The organism is uncultured Campylobacter sp., assembly GCF_938045535.1.
Classification (GTDB): domain Bacteria; phylum Campylobacterota; class Campylobacteria; order Campylobacterales; family Campylobacteraceae; genus Campylobacter_B.
In genome coordinates this window covers 1-17,000 of sequence record NZ_CALIMQ010000103.1, presented here as the reverse complement: position 1 = coordinate 17,000, position 17,000 = coordinate 1, and the positions used below count along the sequence as shown (strand labels likewise).

Annotated in this window: 14 protein-coding genes and 1 pseudogene; 4 read left to right on the top strand and 11 right to left on the bottom strand. The window is 51.6% G+C overall.

Translation table 11 applies throughout. The features are described 5' to 3' along the window. Window positions 1–143: 143 nt before the first annotated feature. Together Q0095_RS03395 and Q0095_RS03390 are read right to left on the bottom strand one after the other, a co-directional pair. On the bottom strand, window positions 144–758 hold the full coding sequence (locus Q0095_RS03395) for a hypothetical protein (RefSeq protein WP_297881354.1): 615 nt from the start codon (window positions 756–758) through the stop codon (window positions 144–146). A 77-nt stretch (window positions 759–835) separates the two neighbouring features. Continuing rightward, window positions 836–1,687, bottom strand: a complete 852-nt coding sequence (locus Q0095_RS03390; protein ID WP_297881352.1) for a hypothetical protein — start codon at window positions 1,685–1,687, stop codon at window positions 836–838. Window positions 1,688–1,798: 111 nt separating this feature from the next. On the opposite strand from Q0095_RS03390, the gene Q0095_RS03385 reads away from it, so the two are divergent. Beyond that, window positions 1,799–2,035, top strand: a complete 237-nt coding sequence (locus Q0095_RS03385; RefSeq protein ID WP_297881350.1) for a hypothetical protein — start codon at window positions 1,799–1,801, stop codon at window positions 2,033–2,035. Window positions 2,036–2,060: 25 nt separating this feature from the next. On the opposite strand, the gene Q0095_RS03380 is transcribed toward Q0095_RS03385, so the two are convergent. The 6 genes and pseudogenes from Q0095_RS03380 to Q0095_RS03355 form a co-directional block, all read right to left on the bottom strand. After that, window positions 2,061–2,750: a hypothetical protein gene (locus tag Q0095_RS03380; protein ID WP_297881348.1), complete on the bottom strand. Its 690-nt coding sequence runs from the start codon at window positions 2,748–2,750 to the stop codon at window positions 2,061–2,063. Then, window positions 2,750–4,084: a hypothetical protein gene (locus Q0095_RS03375; RefSeq protein ID WP_297881346.1), complete on the bottom strand. Its 1,335-nt coding sequence runs from the start codon at window positions 4,082–4,084 to the stop codon at window positions 2,750–2,752. Before Q0095_RS03375 ends, Q0095_RS03380 begins: the two co-directional genes overlap by 1 nt. A gap of 129 nt (window positions 4,085–4,213) precedes the next feature. Next, the gene (aroC, locus tag Q0095_RS03370) at window positions 4,214–5,329 is read right to left on the bottom strand and encodes a chorismate synthase (RefSeq protein WP_297881344.1); all 1,116 of its coding nucleotides are present in this window, start codon (window positions 5,327–5,329) and stop codon (window positions 4,214–4,216) included. 248 nt (window positions 5,330–5,577) lie between these two features. Further along, window positions 5,578–6,240, bottom strand: a pseudogene (gene rnc, locus Q0095_RS03365) (ribonuclease III); the annotation flags it as partial. 302 nt (window positions 6,241–6,542) lie between these two features. Next, the gene (rnhA, locus tag Q0095_RS03360) at window positions 6,543–6,965 is read right to left on the bottom strand and encodes a ribonuclease HI (protein ID WP_177387132.1); all 423 of its coding nucleotides are present in this window, start codon (window positions 6,963–6,965) and stop codon (window positions 6,543–6,545) included. Next, window positions 6,943–7,968 carry a tetratricopeptide repeat protein gene (locus Q0095_RS03355; RefSeq protein WP_297881342.1) on the bottom strand — a complete coding sequence of 342 codons (1,026 nt, stop codon included), beginning with the start codon at window positions 7,966–7,968 and terminating at the stop codon, window positions 6,943–6,945. Before Q0095_RS03355 ends, rnhA begins: the two co-directional genes overlap by 23 nt. Before the next feature lie 60 nt (window positions 7,969–8,028). Between Q0095_RS03355 and dnaG the strand changes: the two genes are divergently transcribed. From dnaG to Q0095_RS03340, 3 genes are all read left to right on the top strand, one after another. Continuing rightward, window positions 8,029–10,071 (top strand): DNA primase, encoded by a 2,043-nt coding sequence (gene dnaG / locus Q0095_RS03350; protein WP_297881340.1) that lies wholly within the window; start codon window positions 8,029–8,031, stop codon window positions 10,069–10,071. Window positions 10,072–10,080: 9 nt separating this feature from the next. After that, window positions 10,081–11,064 (top strand): argininosuccinate synthase domain-containing protein, encoded by a 984-nt coding sequence (locus Q0095_RS03345; protein ID WP_297881338.1) that lies wholly within the window; start codon window positions 10,081–10,083, stop codon window positions 11,062–11,064. A 156-nt stretch (window positions 11,065–11,220) separates the two neighbouring features. Next, on the top strand, window positions 11,221–11,781 hold the full coding sequence (locus tag Q0095_RS03340) for a hypothetical protein (protein ID WP_297881336.1): 561 nt from the start codon (window positions 11,221–11,223) through the stop codon (window positions 11,779–11,781). Window positions 11,782–11,874: 93 nt separating this feature from the next. On the opposite strand, the gene Q0095_RS03335 is transcribed toward Q0095_RS03340, so the two are convergent. The 3 genes from Q0095_RS03335 to Q0095_RS03325 all read right to left on the bottom strand — a co-directional run bounded on the left by Q0095_RS03335 (window position 11,875) and on the right by Q0095_RS03325 (window position 16,801). After that, window positions 11,875–13,227, bottom strand: coding sequence for a CAP domain-containing protein (locus Q0095_RS03335; RefSeq protein WP_297881334.1), 1,353 nt, complete (start codon window positions 13,225–13,227; stop codon window positions 11,875–11,877). Continuing rightward, window positions 13,202–14,785, bottom strand: coding sequence for a phosphoenolpyruvate carboxykinase (ATP) (gene pckA / locus Q0095_RS03330; protein WP_297881332.1), 1,584 nt, complete (start codon window positions 14,783–14,785; stop codon window positions 13,202–13,204). The genes Q0095_RS03335 and pckA overlap by 26 nt, the downstream gene beginning before the upstream one ends. Before the next feature lie 132 nt (window positions 14,786–14,917). Beyond that, complete coding sequence (locus Q0095_RS03325) at window positions 14,918–16,801, bottom strand: biotin/lipoyl-containing protein (RefSeq protein WP_297881356.1); 1,884 nt, start codon at window positions 16,799–16,801, stop codon at window positions 14,918–14,920. Window positions 16,802–17,000 lie beyond the last annotated feature (199 nt).

Genomic DNA, 17,000 nt, shown 5'->3' with positions numbered 1-17,000 from the left:
TTAAAGCCTATCGCTAGATAGAGCTTAGGCGCGACGATCCGCAAGTGCGTGCCGCAAGATCGCCGCGACAAATTTTACCACAAGACGGCAGGCAAAAATAAGCAACCAGATGCCGCTTACCACGCACAAAGGCGCAAGCGCGATTAGTTATCGTTGATTACGTCCAAAATCTCTCTAGCGTGTACGGCGTAGTCGTTCGCCATTGCCTTTTGGAAAATCCCGCCGATCTGCGCGTATGAGCCCTGACCGCCACCGAAAAACTCCTCCTCGCCGAAGTTGCGCTCGTTTACGGCGATATTTTGGTTGTAGATCGGCTTTCCGTTTTTAAACATTTTTAGGCGTAGATTGTAGCGCACGAAGGGCTTTGCGGAGACGTCGATGCCGTCGGAGCTGTAAAAGCCAAAGCCGAATGAGCTAAGCTCAGGTGCGATAACGAGCCCTTTGCCTTGCAGCGCTTTTTCGTCGTCGGTAACGCTTACGCGCCTTAGGTAGGTGCCGAAGAAGCGCTTTGCCTCGCCTGCGACGAACTCGCCGACGTCGATTTTAAGCTCATCGTCTCTGCCTAACTTCGAGCTTGCGACGTAGCTTTTTGTCCCCATTAGCTCGCCAGGGATGTAAATGAGCGCGCTTTGCATGGCGTTGGTCGCGCTTATAGTGTCGTCAAACGGCGCTACATCGGCATTTTGATTAAACTGTGCTTCATATGCGCAACCGCTAAAAAGCGCGCAAACTATTGCGGCTAGAAAGAAATTTTTCATTGTTTGCTCCGTGTAAAAATTTTTGTAATTCTACCCCGCGGGTCTAAATTTTACGCTGAAACGGACGGAATCGCTCTTTAATCCAAGCTAAAAAATCGCCCAAGCTTTCGCTTAAACGTGTCTTTTGGAATTTGCGTATCGCCGAAATCATCGCTCCAAATTTCATTTTTATCGGCAAACAAGCCTTTATTCTGCGCCTGCGGCATAAAGACCACTTTATCCGTAACTTGGACGCCTTTTTGCTTAAAATACTCTAATATCTCATCCAGATCTCGCCTAGAATATATATTTATAAGGAAGTAATTTCTATTTTTGAACCTTAGCACGATATTTTTGCGGATTAAGCCCAAAGGCTCATCCGCTCTTATCAGCATATAAATTTTAAACGGCAAGATGAACAATATGAAATTTATCGTATGATATAAAAACAATACAACCTTTCCTATGTGTACCCCTATGGACGACTTTTTATACAGCTCGTATGACGAAAAATAGTGAAATCTTCCGTAGCTATCATATAGCTCTGATATAATGCAAAAACTTACCTTATCTATATCACAGGCATCGCAAATTTTTATTACTTCCTCTTTCTTGACAAAATAAAAATCATTTAGCGCCTGATTTAGCGATCCGGGCTTATCGTCGAAAGCATTTATATAGCTGATTTTATTATTTTCCAATAAAAAATACGCGGGACTGCCCTTTCTTTTAATAGGCCAAAGTAGCATAGCCGGCAACAATAAAAAGACCACTACGATAAACATAACTAAATCGGCACTAAAATGCGTGTAAAATTCTAAGTTTAACGGAGTAACTTCTAAATTGAATATTTTATATAAGCAACCGAGTGAAAGAAAAAGAACGATATTGTTTTGAAAGTAAACCGCTCTGTCTATGGTTTTGATCGGCTCTTTGTCGTAGTCCCTCATAAAATTCCTTTTCGGTATGGCTTTCGTATTTTATCACCGCCTCGCTTTCGGTGCGTTTAAAGGTCTGGATATTTGCGGAGGCGCTTGCGGCGAGGCGAGTTGCAACGAGCGGTGGCTGTCTCAGCCAAGCGGGCGCTAGCGGTTTATCTGCGACCGCTTCGATGGCTGCTTTGGGCGCCGAGCGATCTCATCTGCGACTGCTTCGAGTACCGAGAGATCCCATCTACGATTGCTGTGAGTAGAATTTTGCTCGAATCCAGCCCCAATCTCGCCGCAAAATACTCGCGCAGTATCCGCCTTTGCGCTTCGTTTACGTTTAGCCTTATCCAGGCTACCCCGCGGGTCTAAATTTTACGCTGAAAACCGAAAAATTTCACGCTTTAATGTCGTAGCTGAAATTTTTCAAAAAATATATGCGTAAAGCCTCGCGCTCGGCGCGGCTAGGACGGATGCAAAAAAATACCGCCGCGCCCGTATCGTCCCTCCCGCGCAGTAGCAGGCAGTCGCGCAGTCGTAGCCCCGCTCGTCCGTCTAGCCTTCGCGCGACGACGAGCTTTGAAGCGATCAAAATCGCAAAAATGCCCGCCGCTGCATAGATCGCAGCCTCGGCAAAGCCGAATTTGATCGTCAAAAACACGCCCGCGACGTATGCGAAAAGAAGCAAGAATTTTAAAATTTCTTGCAGTTTCAAAAACCGTTCGTAGCTTAGAAACGGCACGCGAAACGTCCGCACGAAGCCGAACGACGGCTCTATCAGATCGACGCATCCAAGCATAAGATCGTATTTGTCTAGCCCTCTGCGAAAGGATATTTTAAGCTCGTCAAATTCCACGCGCGCCGCCTCTTTGCTACCGCTTCGCAGATAAAGTAACGCTAAAAACATAAAAACGATCGTCAGACTGGGCTTGGCTCGCTGCGAGCGTAGCGGGCTGTCCGTGTAAAATAGCTCACCCGATCCGCCGATGTCTAAAGAGATAAAAATGCAAAAAAACGCAAGGATAGAGGCGGAGAAAATTTTATAAAATGTATCGTCGCAAATGAGGCTGAATTCGGGCTTTTGCATTAGTTTTTATATAGCGGCGCGTCGGTGACTTTAAATCTAAATTTATTGCCCGCGCCGATAAATTTCACGAAGCTCGCTACGTCAAATCCCTGCTGCGGCGCGCTTAGCGGCGGCCTAGCAAGGATCTCGAAGCTTAGCCCTGCGTAGTTGAAAAACTTGCCGCAGCGCCCAAAGCCGCGCCTGCCGTAGAATTCTATACGGCGCAGGCGCTGCGCGAGATTGGGCGCGTCCTCGTGCGGAGGCTCGACGTCAAGGACGATTTGCGCGCGCGGATTTTGCGTGGCTATGAGCGCGAGCAGCCTTGAGCCGATCCCCAGCCCGCGAAATTTCGCATCGATGCCGAGGTAGGCCACGTAAAAAATCTCGCCCTGCTTGCCGCTTGAGGATTCGCTTTTTTTGCAACGCGAAATTTTACTTTCATCGCGGTGCAAAATCCCGCTCTCATCGTAGCGCAAAATCTTTCCCATTGCGGCATCGGATGAAATTTCTCTCTCCGTAGCGCTCGGTGAAATTTCGCCGTGCACGCTCACATTTGAAATTTTATCTGTCGCGACACCGCGGCATAGTATTTCTCCCGCACTCGCCTGCTTTAAATCGTCGTCCGCACGTTTTATATTTTCGCTCGCTAGCCATTGATCCGCGCCCGCGCCCAAAACCCCGTCGCTAGCGCTTAAATCTGAAATTTCATTGCTCGTAACGTAGTTTGAAATTTCGTCGCTCGCAGTACCGAAAGATCCCGCATCGCAAGCGAATTCCACGCCGCTATGGGCTTTGGATCTTAAAATTTTATCCGCATTTAGGCGAGGCGGCGGCTGTTTGTGGTGCGAAACCGCGCGCTTGTAGGTTTGCTCGGTCCTATAGACGCAAAACCCAACGAGCTCCTCGCCGCTTAAATTTTGCGCCGCCGCGCTTGAATTTTTGCTTGCCTCTGCGCTGGGATTTTTACTTTCCAAGCTGGATTTTTCACACATCGCATTGGATTTTTTACCTATCACGCTGCGATTTTTGGAATTCAAAGAGTTAAATTCTGCCGTGCTGCGGTTATCCGCGTCGGAATTTTTACTCGCAGCGTCACGATTTTGGCTCGCTTCGCCGCGATCTTGCGATCCCACGCATAAATTTTCACTCACCGCCGCGTAGTGTTTATCGGGCGCGCCGCCGGCGCCCATGGCGCTAAAATCCTCGAAAATCGCCGCGATTTCAAGCTGTCCTTTGCGCGACATTTTTAAGAAATTTTTTATGCTGATACGCTCGATTTCGGGGAACGCCGCGACGTTAATCGCCTCTATGCGCGCGATCAGCGCCGAGTCCTCGCCGATACGCTCAAGTCTCATTTGCCCTCCTTGTCGCGATAGACCTACCGCGTAAATTTAAATTTGCCCGCCTCGCTCGCGGGGATTTCATCGCTCGACCCTTAAATTTAATGAAATTTCGCAAAATTTCGCCGCGCCGCTCGTCTAAATTTAATCCTCGCCGTAAATTCGCTTTAAATTCCCTAGTGTCGCGCTTGCGTTTAGCAGTAGTGCGTCGGCGATCGCCAGTCGCGCCATCGCGGTGGCTACGATGCTGCCGCGCACGGCGATACACGGATCGTGCCGCCCGCGCAGCTCGCAGATCGCGTCTGCGCCGCGCACGTCCACGCTATGCTGCGCCATGAAAATGCTCGGAGTGGGCTTAAAATGCGTTGTTATCTCAATAGACGCGCCGCTACTTATGCCGCCTAGGATCCCGCCTGCGTTGTTGCTTGCGAAATTTGCGCCGATCTTGCCGCCGTTGGTGCGGATCGCATCCTTGCCAGCGCGCATAAAATCGTTGTTTTCGCTGCCTTTTAGCGTACTTGCTTTCACTCCGGTGCCGATCTGCACGGCCTTTACGCCGTTTATGCCCATCATCGCGCCCGCAAGCGCCGCATCCAGCTTACCGTACAGCGGCTCGCCGAGCCCCGCAGGCACGCCCGTAACGCGAGTTAGCACGCAGCCGCCGATACTATCGCCGGCATTTTTAGCGCTTAGAATTAGCTCCTTCTGCGCGCTCTCCGCAGCGGGATCGAGCGCGAAAATTTCGCTATTTTGCGCAAAATCAAAATTTAAATCTTTGGCGTAAATTTCGCCCACACCGCAAACTCCGCTTTTTACGGAAATTTTAAAGTGATTTAGCAGGATTTGCGCAAACGCTCCCGCAGCCACGCGCACGGCGGTTTCGCGCGCGCTTGCTCGTCCGCCGCCTCGGTAATCGCGCAGCCCGTATTTGGCAAAATATGTAAAATCGGCGTGAGCGGGGCGGAAAATATCCTTGAGATTTTCGTAGTCCTTCGAGTGCTGGTTTGCGTTGCGGATGATAAATCCGATCGGCGCGCCCGTGCTGCGGCCGTCAAAAATTCCGCTTAAAATTTCGATCTCATCGGCTTCTTTGCGTGGCGTAGCGTATCTGCCGCCCGGCTTGCGGCGGTCAAGCTCGCTTTGGATATTTGAAATCTCGATCGCCACGCCCGCCGGAAAGCCGTCCAAAACGCCGCCTATCGCTGCGCCGTGGCTCTCGCCGAAGGTGCTAAGGCGCAATCTCTCGCCGAAGGTATTCATAGTGCGCCTCCTTGGTCGCCGCTGCTTTGTTTATCCGTATCACGCCCGCTTCGCTCATTGCTTTTTTTAGCGCTCGGCGTGCCGCCCGATGTGCCGGTGCGATCGCTCTTTGCGCTGCTTCGCGCTCGTCCGCCGCCATTTCGCGAGCCTTTTTTGCCGTTCTGAGCGCGGTTTGCGCCGCTTTGTGCGTCGCTATCGCATGCTGTTTGTTCGCCATCTGTCGCACTAGTGCCGTGCGAGGCGCCGTTTTGTAAAAGCTCAAGCGCGATTTGCGCGCATTTTTGCTCGGCCTCCTTTTTGCTCGCTCCCACGGCGGATGAGAGCCGCTTGCCGCCTACGAGCGCCGCCATTTCGAAGCTTTTTTTGTGATCGGGGCCGCTTGAGCCTAAAAGGACGTATTCGGGCGTGACGCCGAATTTTGCCTGCGTGAGCTCTTGCAGCGCGGTTTTGTAGTCTTTAACTAGCTCGTTAAAGCTTATGCGCGGATAGAGGATTTCTAAAATTGCAGTCGCGATTCGGGCGGTGTTTTGCAGCCCGCTCTCAAGATAGACGGCGCCCATTATCGCCTCAAACGCGTCCGAAAGCAGCGATGGCTTCTCGCGTCCGCCGTTGCGCTCCTCGGACAGCGACATATTCAGGTTCTCGCCGATGCCCAAAAATTTTGCAAATTTAGAAAAGCTGCTTTCGTTTACGAGCGCAGCGCGCAGCTTGCTCAAATCGCCCTCGTCGCTGCTAAATTTTTTGAAAAGATACTCGCCCACGATTAGATCCATCACCGCATCGCCTAAAAATTCCAGCCTCTCGTTGTTATGTCCGTTTTTGGCGCTTTTGTGCGTAAGAGCGATCTTGAGGTGGGTTAAATTTTTAAATTTATAGCCCAGTTTTTCTTGTAATTTTTCTAAATTTTGCATTATCAACCTTTTTATAAAATTCTACGAAATCCGCGGCGGCTTGCATGAAAACGACATCTGGTAAGAACAAACTCTGCACAAGCAAAACGAAAGCGAGCGCAGCCCGCGCTAAGGCTCACTTGTCGCAAACGAAATCCTCGCCAAAAATAGAACCGTCGCAAATGCAAGAGCCCGATTGCGTGAACGAATGCGCTAAAACCGGCTTCGGGCGATAAGATTTACGCCGAAGCGGCTCTGTGTGCAAAGCAAACGCGGGTAAATCTATGCTAAATCCGCGCAATCGCGAGCTTTGCCGTAGAATTTCAGCCTTTTATCGCTTCTGCGGCCGCGCGAGCCATAGCGTCGCACTCCTCGTTTTGCGGATGACCCGCATGCCCTTTGACCCACGAGGCCCTGATCTCGTGAGGCGCCGCCGCCGCAAGGTATCTACGCCACAGATCTGCGTTTTTCTTGCCCTTAAAATCGGTAACGACCCACTTTGCGAGCCAGGAATTTATCGCCTTAACGACATATTCGCTATCGGTAAAAAGCTCGACGCGGCAGGGCTGCTTAAGCGCGCTAAGCCCCATTATAGCGGCCGTTAGCTCCATTTGATTATTCGTTGTCATCGCTTCTGCGCCGCTTGCCTTTTTTATCGCGTCGCCGTATTGCAAGATGTAAGCCCAGCCGCCCGCTCCAGGGTTTCCGAGGCAGCTGCCGTCGCTAAAAAGTTTGACCGATTTCACCGGTTTTCTCCGAAATTTGCGCTCTGATCTCCATGCTGCCTAGCTCGTAGCAGACCGGGCAGCGGTGCGAGAAGAGCCCCACCGAGCTTTTGCACTTCGCGCAGGTGTAGCTAAAGCTAAGCCCCGCGTCCTCAAAGCCCGCGTCCTTCATAGCCATAAGCGCATTGATCTCAAAAATTTTACTAGCGCTCTGCGGCTTTTGATCGCTTCTTCCGAGCGCGTAAAAAAGCGCGTTGTACTCCACGTCCTGCGTATTTACCGCCGCAGGGAAATCATAGATCAGATCGATCGCCTGCTCGATCGGCGGGAAGCGGTCAAAGCCCTCCATAGGCTCTTTGTTTTTGATAAAAAGCTCCATGCAGAACCGCCCCGCGCCTTTGAAGTTTAGCTTTGAAATTTTAGCAATCTTTTTATTAAACGGCGTATTGGCGTCGTTTGCGATGATCTGGGCGCGCTCGAACTGGCTTTGGGCGTATACTTCGGCATCCTGTTCGCGCAGCGCGTCAAGCACCTCAAGCGCCTCATTAAAGCGCTTCAGCCGCTCATAAATCACCGTAAGATGCGTAAGGGCTTCTTTGTTTCTGGGGCGCAGCTTCAGTGCCTGCAAGAACACCTCTTCGGCGCGCCCCAAAAAGCCCGCTTTGAAATATACGATACCGAGATTTGTAAGGATAAATTCCCTCTGCACGCCGCCGCTAGCCTTACTTAGCGCGATTAGATAAATTTCTATCGCGCGCTCGAAGTCGCCGCTTTTGACGAAAGAGCTAGCTAAAACTCCAAGCGTAGGGATGTCTATTTGTGGGCTTGCTAAAAGCTGCCTGTGCTCGGTGCTAAGCGCGTCTAGGGTGTCAAATTTTTTGATAAAATTCTCTAAACTCTGCCTCTCGTTTTTTTTAGAAAAAACTCCCCAAATGTAGCTTAGAATCGACACTAGCAAGATTATGCTTATCAGCATGATAAGCCCGAAAATCGGGTCGCGATCGTCTAAGAAAAAATTATCCAAATCAAACCTCGTCGCAAAAATAAAGGGCAATTATAGCAAAGTGCGGGTATAATTTCGCTTATGATTAAAAACGAAAGCATAGAAAATCTGCTGGCCACCGTAGATATTGTAGACGTCGTAGAAAAATATGTCCCGCTTAAGCGCAGCGGCGCAAATTTCGTAGGCGTCTGCCCCTTTCACGACGATTCGCACCCGAGCATGAGCGTGAGCTCAAAGCTTGGAATTTTTCACTGCTTTTCGTGCAAAGTAGGCGGCAACGCGATTAAATTTATCCAAGATTACGAAAAGATAAGCTTTCCAGAAGCGGTCGAAAAGCTTGCGGGGATGTATAATTTCGCGCTGCAATACACCGGCGCTAAGGTGCAGGAGCGCAGCGAAGAGAAGAAGGTACTCGGGATTTTAAACGCCTATTATCAAAGCTGCCTTTATCAAAACCCCGCCGCCGTAAAATACCTGCACGAGCGCGGCCTAAGCGATCAGAGCATTCGCAAATTCGGCCTTGGCTACGCTGGAGCTAGCGCGCAGACGATCAGGGTTTTGCAAAACGAAGAAATTCCGCCGCAAGACGCGCTAAATGCGGGCGCGGTGAAGCAAAACGAGCGCGGGCTCTACGCAAGCTTCATCGAGCGCATCACCTTTCCGATCTACAACCACGCGAGCAAGCTCGTGGGCTTCGGCGGCCGCACGATAAGCGGCAACCCAGCCAAATACGTCAATTCACCGCAGTGTGCGCTGTTTGATAAATCTAGAATTTTCTACGCATTCGACCTTGCGAAAAAAAGTGCGATCGCCAAAAAAACCCTCATCATCACCGAGGGCTACATGGACGTCATCATGCTGCACCAAGCGGGCATCGACAACGCCGTAGCGGTGCTCGGCACGGCGCTGACGCCCGCTCATCTGCCGCTTATAAAGCGCGCGGAGCTTAACGTCGTGCTTAGCTTCGACGGCGACGCTGCGGGCATCAATGCGGCGATGAAATCGGCGCGGCTTTTGTGCCTAAATAAGATCGACTCAAGCGTCGCTATAATCGGCGACGGCGCCGATCCTGCGGATATGATAGTCGCGGGCAAGGTGCGCGAGCTAGAACAAATTTATGCTAGCGGCATGGAGAGCGGGGAGTTTCTGATCCGAAGAATCGCTAAAAAATATGACCTCGCCCGCCCCGTGCAAAAAGAAGCGGCGCTAAATGAGATCAAAGAATTTACCTCAGCGCTCGGCCCTGTGCTAGCCGAGTCCTATCAGAGCCTGGTGGCGCAAATTTTAAACGTCTCGCCCAGCTCGTTCAATCTCGCCGACGGCGGTAAAAATTTCGGCGCGGGCTTTGAGGGGCGAAATTTTAACGAGAGCGGGAGCTTCAGCTCTCGCGATTTCGGTTCTTACAGGGGGCGCGGCGCAGACGTTGGGGGCGGCGCGAGCGAGAGCCTAAACGGCGGAAATTTTAATCTTTCGCAAAACACGGCGCGCTACGAAAACTCCGCGCCGCCTACGGCTTCGGCTAGGGGTGGGCGGACGCTACTGCGCCGCAAGGAGATCGCGGAGCTTCAGATCATAAAATCGATGCTGCTTGATGGCGATATGGCGGAGCTTGGGCTCGGCTGCTTGGAGCGGCGCGATTTTCGCATGCACGGCGATATTTTCGAGGCGTTTTTGGCTTTCGCTCGCAGCGGCGGAAATTTTAAAAATTTCATCGCGGGCGAGGGCGGTAATGCGAATGGTAGCGCTTTCGAAAATTTTACTGTAGGCGGCGCGGGAGAAAATTTTATCCGTAGCGATAGTACAAATTTAAAAAGCGGCGAGAAGCAAGAAGTAAACAACGTCGCAAAGCAAGGCGAGAGGGAGGCTGCAGCTCAAAATGTTCAAAGCGCTCAAAGCGTCCAAAATACTCAAAACGCCGAAAGCGAAGCCGGCGAAAATCTGCGCGCGCTCGCGCTGGATGATGAAATTTTGCCTATCGGCGGCGCGGCGCTTTTTAACGACGCGTGCAAAATTTTACGCCGCAACGCCCTGCAAGAGCTAATGCAAAAGCTCAAAAACTCCGACGCGCCCGACAAGATCGAGCGGATCTTGGAGTATCAAAAAAAGATCAACCAACTCAAGTAAAGGAACGAAATGAAGGCATTGGCGCTATTTAGCGGCGGGCTTGACTCCATGCTCGCGGTCAAACTCATCGTCTCGCAAGGCATCGAGGTGCTCGCGCTGAATATGGATATCGGATTTGGCGGCAAGGACGATAAGAGCGAGATCATGCGCCGCAGAGCCGCAGCTGCGGGGGCAGATTTTAAAAGCGTCGATATCAGAAGCGAATATCTGCGACAGGTGCTTTTCGAGCCCAAATACGGCTACGGCAAGCACTTCAACCCATGCATCGACTGCCACGGATATATGTTTAAGACCGCGCTTGCGATGCTGCAAAGCGAAGGGGCGAGCTTCATCATCACTGGCGAGGTGCTCGGGCAGCGCCCGATGAGCCAGCGCGCGCAGGCTCTGGCTCAGGTCGGCGGGCTTAGCGGCGATGAGGAGGGGCTGATACTGCGTCCGCTGTGCGCAAAGCTGCTGCCGCCTACGACGCCCGAGATCAAGGGCTGGGTAGATAGGGGCGCGCTGCTTGACATCAGCGGGCGCGGGCGGGCTAGACAGATGCAGCTGGCGGCGGAGTTTGGCTTTGAGGATTACGAAACGCCCGCAGGAGGCTGTCTACTGACCGTGCAGAGCTTCAGCGAGCGGATCAAGGATGCGGTAAAATTTGAAAAGATCGAAACGCCCGCGGACGCTGAAATTTTAAAATTCGGACGCCATCTGCGCCTGCCGGGCGGCGCTAAGCTCATAATCGGACGGGATGAGAGCGATAACAAAAAGCTTGCCGCCGTGCAAAATTCAAAATTTAGCGAGATAAAATTTAAAGACAACGTCGTGGGCGCGCTAAGCCTGCTAAGTAGGGGCGCGAGCGAGGCGGATAGAGAGCTTGCGGCGAGGCTGGCGCTGACCTACGCCAAAACGGACGCCGCTCGTCGCTACGCCCTGCTCATAGAGGGCAGCGAGCTGAGCGCAAGCCCCTTTGAGAGCAAGGATGCCGCGCGCGAGTATTTTGTGTAAAATTTAAACCGCCATCCAGGTTGTATTTGATAGGCGTAAAAACGACAATGCTTGAAGCGAGCCTAAAATGCGGCTGGCACAGGGCTAAATTTTACCGCCGCGAGCGCTAAATTTAAAGGCAAAAGCGAGCAAATTTTATAAATTTAAGGAGCGTTTATGGAGTATTTCAAGCCATTTTTTGTAAAGATCGCAGGGCGCGCCAGAGATGGCGATCACACGAGCGCGCACGAGCAGATCATCGCTCCGCTACTGCAAAACGCGCTCGCCGCCTATGTCTACAACGGGCGCAAAGATAGTATCGTAGGGGCTTTCGGTAGTGTGGAGCACCCGCTAAGCTTGAGCGACTTTAGTTTTCTCGTGCGCGAGCGGGGCAAATTTCGCCTCGATCTCTCGCGAGAATGCGTAAACGGCGCCGAAATCTTTTGGAACGCTTGCAGCTTTAGACGCGGCTCGGTTATTATTTTGCTCGAAGGAGAGTTTGATTTGGCGCCTATTTTACGCCGCTGCGCCGAGATAAGCATAGACGAGACGCCAAATATGGGTAACAGCTCCGCGGCGACCAAGCTTGCTAAGCGCACGATGAGCGAGGGACAGATCGCCGTGCTTTTTAGCGCTTCGAATGGGATAGAGTGGATGGATATCTACGCTCCTGATGCGGTGCAGGCTATAATTTTAAAACTTGCAGATGAGATAAATGGGGAGAAATTTAAAATTTAAAAGCAGAGCTCCGCATTAAATTTCACTCTAGACAGGCATTGCGCGTCCCTGTGCGCGCAGACAAAGGTAGAGGTTGCAAAATAGGCCTCGTGCCTATCGCCCTCTGCGCCTTGCCAAAAGATAAAACAAAATAATCGCCGCCAAAACCGCCGCGATTGCGGCGTAAATTTTACCCATGCCGCCGTAGCTTTTGGAGTCGTCGCTTAAATACAGGTTTATTACCACGCCGTTACCCGTTGAAATTTCAAGCTTCGCGCCCTTTGCGCCGTTTAGCTTTACGCGCAGCATATTCGCCGCAGGGCTTAAAATTTCGGGTTTATCCATAAAGGAGTAGCTGGTTTTATAGCTTTTCATCAAATCGTTGCAGTCCTTGGGGGCTACGAATATATCGTAAAACGCGCCGTTTTTCACGCTCAGATTTTCTCCGCCTTGCACGACGAAGTATCTAAATTTGGGCGCTTGCGTGATAAACTCCCACCGTAGCGTTTTTTGCTTGCCGCCCTGCTCGTAATTAAACTCCGCGCCGTATTTGGCGTCAAATTTGAAAACCTCTCTGCTGAAAAGCACGAACTGCCTATCACTTAAAATGGCGTTAGGATCGGAGTTTTTGTCTAAAATTTTAACGTTTTGAAGCTCCCTGCCGCCTTCGTAAATTTTAAAACTTTTCATCGTTACGGGCGGCCCCTCAGCATTAAACTCCACGCTTACGGGATTTGCGGTGATTTTGCACTCTGGCATGGGATCGGGAATTTCGTTGCTGAAAAACGCAAGCGCGGGCTCGTCGTTCGGGTAGTAAACGTAAGGGCGCGAGTTCAGCGCAGTAGCGCTTTTGAACTTATCCTCCCTCATCCGTAGCGTTTCGTTTTTACACATCCCCAGTAGAAATTTACCGCTTCCTTCGTCGTTTAAATTCCGCGAGCAAAAGGCGTTTAAGCGCGAATTTCCCATCTCAAAAACGTAGCTACTTTTTTTGCCGTGCTCAAAATAGCCGATGCCGATCTCATCCGAGGCAAAATCCAAAAATGCAAATCTATGGTAAATCGCGCTTAAAAGCCCGTCGATCGCGCTTTTTAGATCGCTCGAATTATAAGATAAATTTTCCCTCACGACGGCATTATAGCCTGCGTAAAAAGCGCGCTTTGACGGATTTTCGCCCGTGAAATTCGGCTTGCCAGGGCTCTCGTCGTGCGACATCGCCTCGTTTGCGACGACATATTTTGCGTGATTAAGCGCGGAGGTGTTTAAAATTTCATTCTGCGAAAGCTGATTTAGCCCCGATTTTGCGCGCACATTGTTGATGTAGCTTAGCGGATCGTCGTAAAAGGAAAAGCCGCTCATCGCAACGAGCGGCTGTTTTAAATTTGAAGGGGTATTTTCGCATGCGGCAAAAAGCGCGCAGATCGCCCCAAGACCCAGGAGCCTAAGCCGTAGGGCCCGCTTTAGCAAACTCGACCCCTTCTTTTACGTCCTCGTAGCGTTTAAAATTCTCTTCAAACATCTTTGCTAGCTTATCGCGCGTTATATTATATTCCGCAGGATGCGTCCACGTGTTGATCGGATTTAGCAGCTTCGTCTCGACGCCTGCGAGCTCTTTTGGGATAGCTAGATTAAATTTCTCAAAATTTTCAAATTCGCACTTTTTGATGCTGCCGTCCAAGATTGCGTTTATACATGCGCGAGTGACTTTGATGCTCATTCGCTTGCCCACGCCGTACGCGCCGCCGCTCCAGCCTGTGTTTACGAGATAGACGCTGACGCCATGTTTGTCGATCTTTTCGCCTAGTAGCTTAGCGTAAACGGTTGGGTGTAGCGGCATAAACGGCTCGCCGAAGCACGCGCTAAAGGTCGCCACGGGCTCGGTGATACCGCGCTCGGTGCCCGCGACTTTGGCCGTATAACCGCTTAGGAAATAATACATCGCCTGCTCTTTGGTTAGCTTTGCGACCGGCGGCAAAACGCCGAATGCGTCGGCGGTTAGGAAGATTATGTTTTTGGGATGGCCGCCCGCGGAGCTTGACTCGTAGTTATCGATATGATAGATAGGGTAGCTGACGCGGGTGTTTTCGGTCTTGCTGCCATCTTTGTAATCCACGACGCCAGCCTCGTTGGCGACCACGTTTTCAAGCAGCGCGTCGCGTTTGATCGCGGCGTAAATTTCAGGCTCGCTGCTCGGGTCTAAATTTATGCACTTCGCATAGCAGCCACCCTCGAAGTTAAATATCCCCTCGTCATCCCAGCCGTGTTCGTCGTCGCCGATTAGCTTGCGATTCGGATCGGTCGATAGCGTCGTTTTGCCCGTGCCGCTTAGGCCGAAAAATAATGCCGTATCACCGTCCTTGCCCACGTTTGCCGAGCAGTGCATGCTTAGCTTGCCCTCTAGCGGCAACCAGTAGTTCATCATCGAAAAAATTCCCTTTTTCATCTCGCCACCGTACCAAGTATCGCCGATAACGGCGACGTTTTCCTCGACGTTAAAGATAACGAAAACGTCGGAGTGCAGCCCGTCGCTCGCGTAATCTTCGTTTTTGCATTTGCACGCGTTATAAACGACGAAATCAGGATGAAATTCCGCTAGCTCGCTCTTGCTTGGGCGGATGAACATATTTTTAACAAAATGCGCTTGCCACGCGACTTCAGTTACGAAGCGCACGTTTTTACGGCTGGATTTGCTGGCGCCGCAATAGGCGTCTTGGATAAAGATTTCCTTGCCGCTTAGCTGGGCTTTAGCTTTGGCTAAAAGTTTATCGAAAAGCTCTTTTGAGATAGGCTGATTTACCTTGCCCCAAGCGATGTATTTTTGGCTCGGATCTTGTTTTACGAAGTATTTATCCTTGGGGCTGCGACCCGTAAAGATACCCGTATCGACCATAAAAGTGCCGTTGCTTGATACGCGCCCTTCATTCATCGCCTTTTCAAGCTCGAAAAGCTCGTCGTAGCTTAAGTTGTAGTTGATTTTTTTGGTATTTTTAAGACCTAGTTTATCCAGATCGTTCGGAGTTGTCATTTTGCGTCCTTTTTAAATTAAATTTTGATAAAAGATTGCGCTATTATAGCTTAAAATTTAGGTGAGCTCGCTTAAGCACCGAGGATTGTCGCCATGAAATTTAGGCGGAAGCGCCCGCCTAAATTTTAGAGCTTATCTTAAAATCGCGAGCACCTGATCGGCATCGACCGTATCGCCTTGAGCGACTAAAATTTTATCGATTACACCGTCACGTGGGCTTTCGATATTTATCTCCATCTTCATCGCTTCAAGAACGATGACATTCTGCCCCGCCTTAACAGCGTCGCCTTCCTTTATTAAAATTTTAAATACATTACTAGGAAGCGTCGCTTTTATATCGTTATCGTCCGTACCGCCTCGCGCGTCAACAGTGGGCTGCTCGCCGGCGGAGCGTTGCGGCTGCGGCTTTGCGGGCGCCGAGGTATCGAAGCTGATGTCGTATCGATCGCCGTTTACGAGCACATTTTGTCCAGCAAATTCTACGTTGTAAATTTTGCCGTTAATTTTAACGTCAAATTTGCCGTTTTTAGAAATACCGCCTTGATGGCTTGCGGCGGGTGCTACGTCCTCTTTTTTACGACTCATCACCTTGCCCTCGCCTTTTAAAAACGCGATGCCCTTTTCTTTGCAGGCAAGCGCGATAAATATGTTCTCCTCGCTAGGCTCGATGCCCTGCTCGCGTAGAATCTTCTGCGCATACGCGACGCTCTTGCTCTCGTCGGCATCGGCAATATCTACGGCGTGCTTGGTCGTAGGTTGTAATCCCAGCTGCTCAGCGGCGAGCTTAATGACGGCTTCATCCGGCTTAACGGGCGTTTTGCCGAAATAGCCTAGCACCATCTTGCCGTAGCCCTCGGCGATCTTTTTCCACGGGCCGAACATTACGTTGTTAAACGCTTGCTGGAAATAAAACTGACTAACCGGCGTCACGCTCGTGCCGAAACCGCCCTTTTCGACGACCTCTCGCATAGCCTTGATGACGGCTGGAAATTTGTCTAAAATTTTATTATCGCGCATCATCTGAGTATTTGCGGTAAGCGCGCCTCCCGGCATCGGCGAAAACGGAATGAGCGGGCTTACCTGCGTAGCCTCTGGCGGCATGAAGTAATCCTTCAAGCACTCGCCCAAAACCTCTTCGTATTTTAAAATTTTCTCTGCATCTAGCCCCAGATCGAAATTTTGCCCCTTCGTCGCGTGCAGCAGCGTAAGAATGTCCGGCTGGCTCGTGCCGCCGCTTACGGGATGCGCGGCAAGATCGATGCCGTCTACGCCCGCAACGAGCGCAGCCTGGTAGCATGCGACGCTAACTCCCGCCGTCTCGTGTGTGTGCAAGCGGATATGCACCCCGTCGCCTAAAATTTTACGCGCGCGCTTGATCGTCTCATAGACCTTCTGCGGGCTGCTGGTACCGCTTGCGTCTTTGAAGCAGACGCTGTCGAACGGGATCTGCGCGTCTAAAATTTGACGCAAAATCCTCTCATAAAACGCCGCATCGTGCGCGCCGCTACATCCAGGCGGCAGATCCATCATCGTAACCACGACTTCGTGTTTAAGACCGTGACGATGTATGCATTCGCCGCTAAATTTTAAATTTTCCACGTCGTTTAGCGCGTCGAAATTTCTAATCGTCGTCGTGCCGTGCTTGGCAAAAAGCTTGGCGTGCAGATCGATGATCTCGCGGCTGCCGGTATCGAGCGTGACGGTATTGACGACGTGTACGATGTTCGTCGCCGCATCAAAGCCCGCCGCGACCGCCGCATCCGCTGTGTCATGGAGGTCAATGGTGAAGTCGGGCACGTATGCCGCATCGAACAGCGCGTCCTCCGCCTCTGCCGCCGCGCCCGTGCGTGCGAGCTCGTCGATCAGCACCTGCTCGTCCGACGTCGGCTTCTTGATCGTCTGTGCGAGGGCGAGCAGCTCCTCCTGCGGGATGCGCTCGTCCGCCTTGCAGCGCAGGAGCAGGTCGAGCGCGCCGAGCCGCTTGTTCACGTCGCGCTGCGTGAGGAGGCCTGCCATCGTCGCACGGAGCTGCGCATCGGTCTGCCCGTAGAGGAGATCGAGCACCGTGCGGCGTACATTCGCCGTCTTGAGGCGCAGCAGGGCGGCGATGTCGCCCTCGTGGCGCGTGACGAAGTCCCCGCCCATGAGACCCTTTGCTGTCTCAGGTGCCGTGCGGAGCGTGTCGGTGACCTCCGTATCGGGCACCGACGCCGTT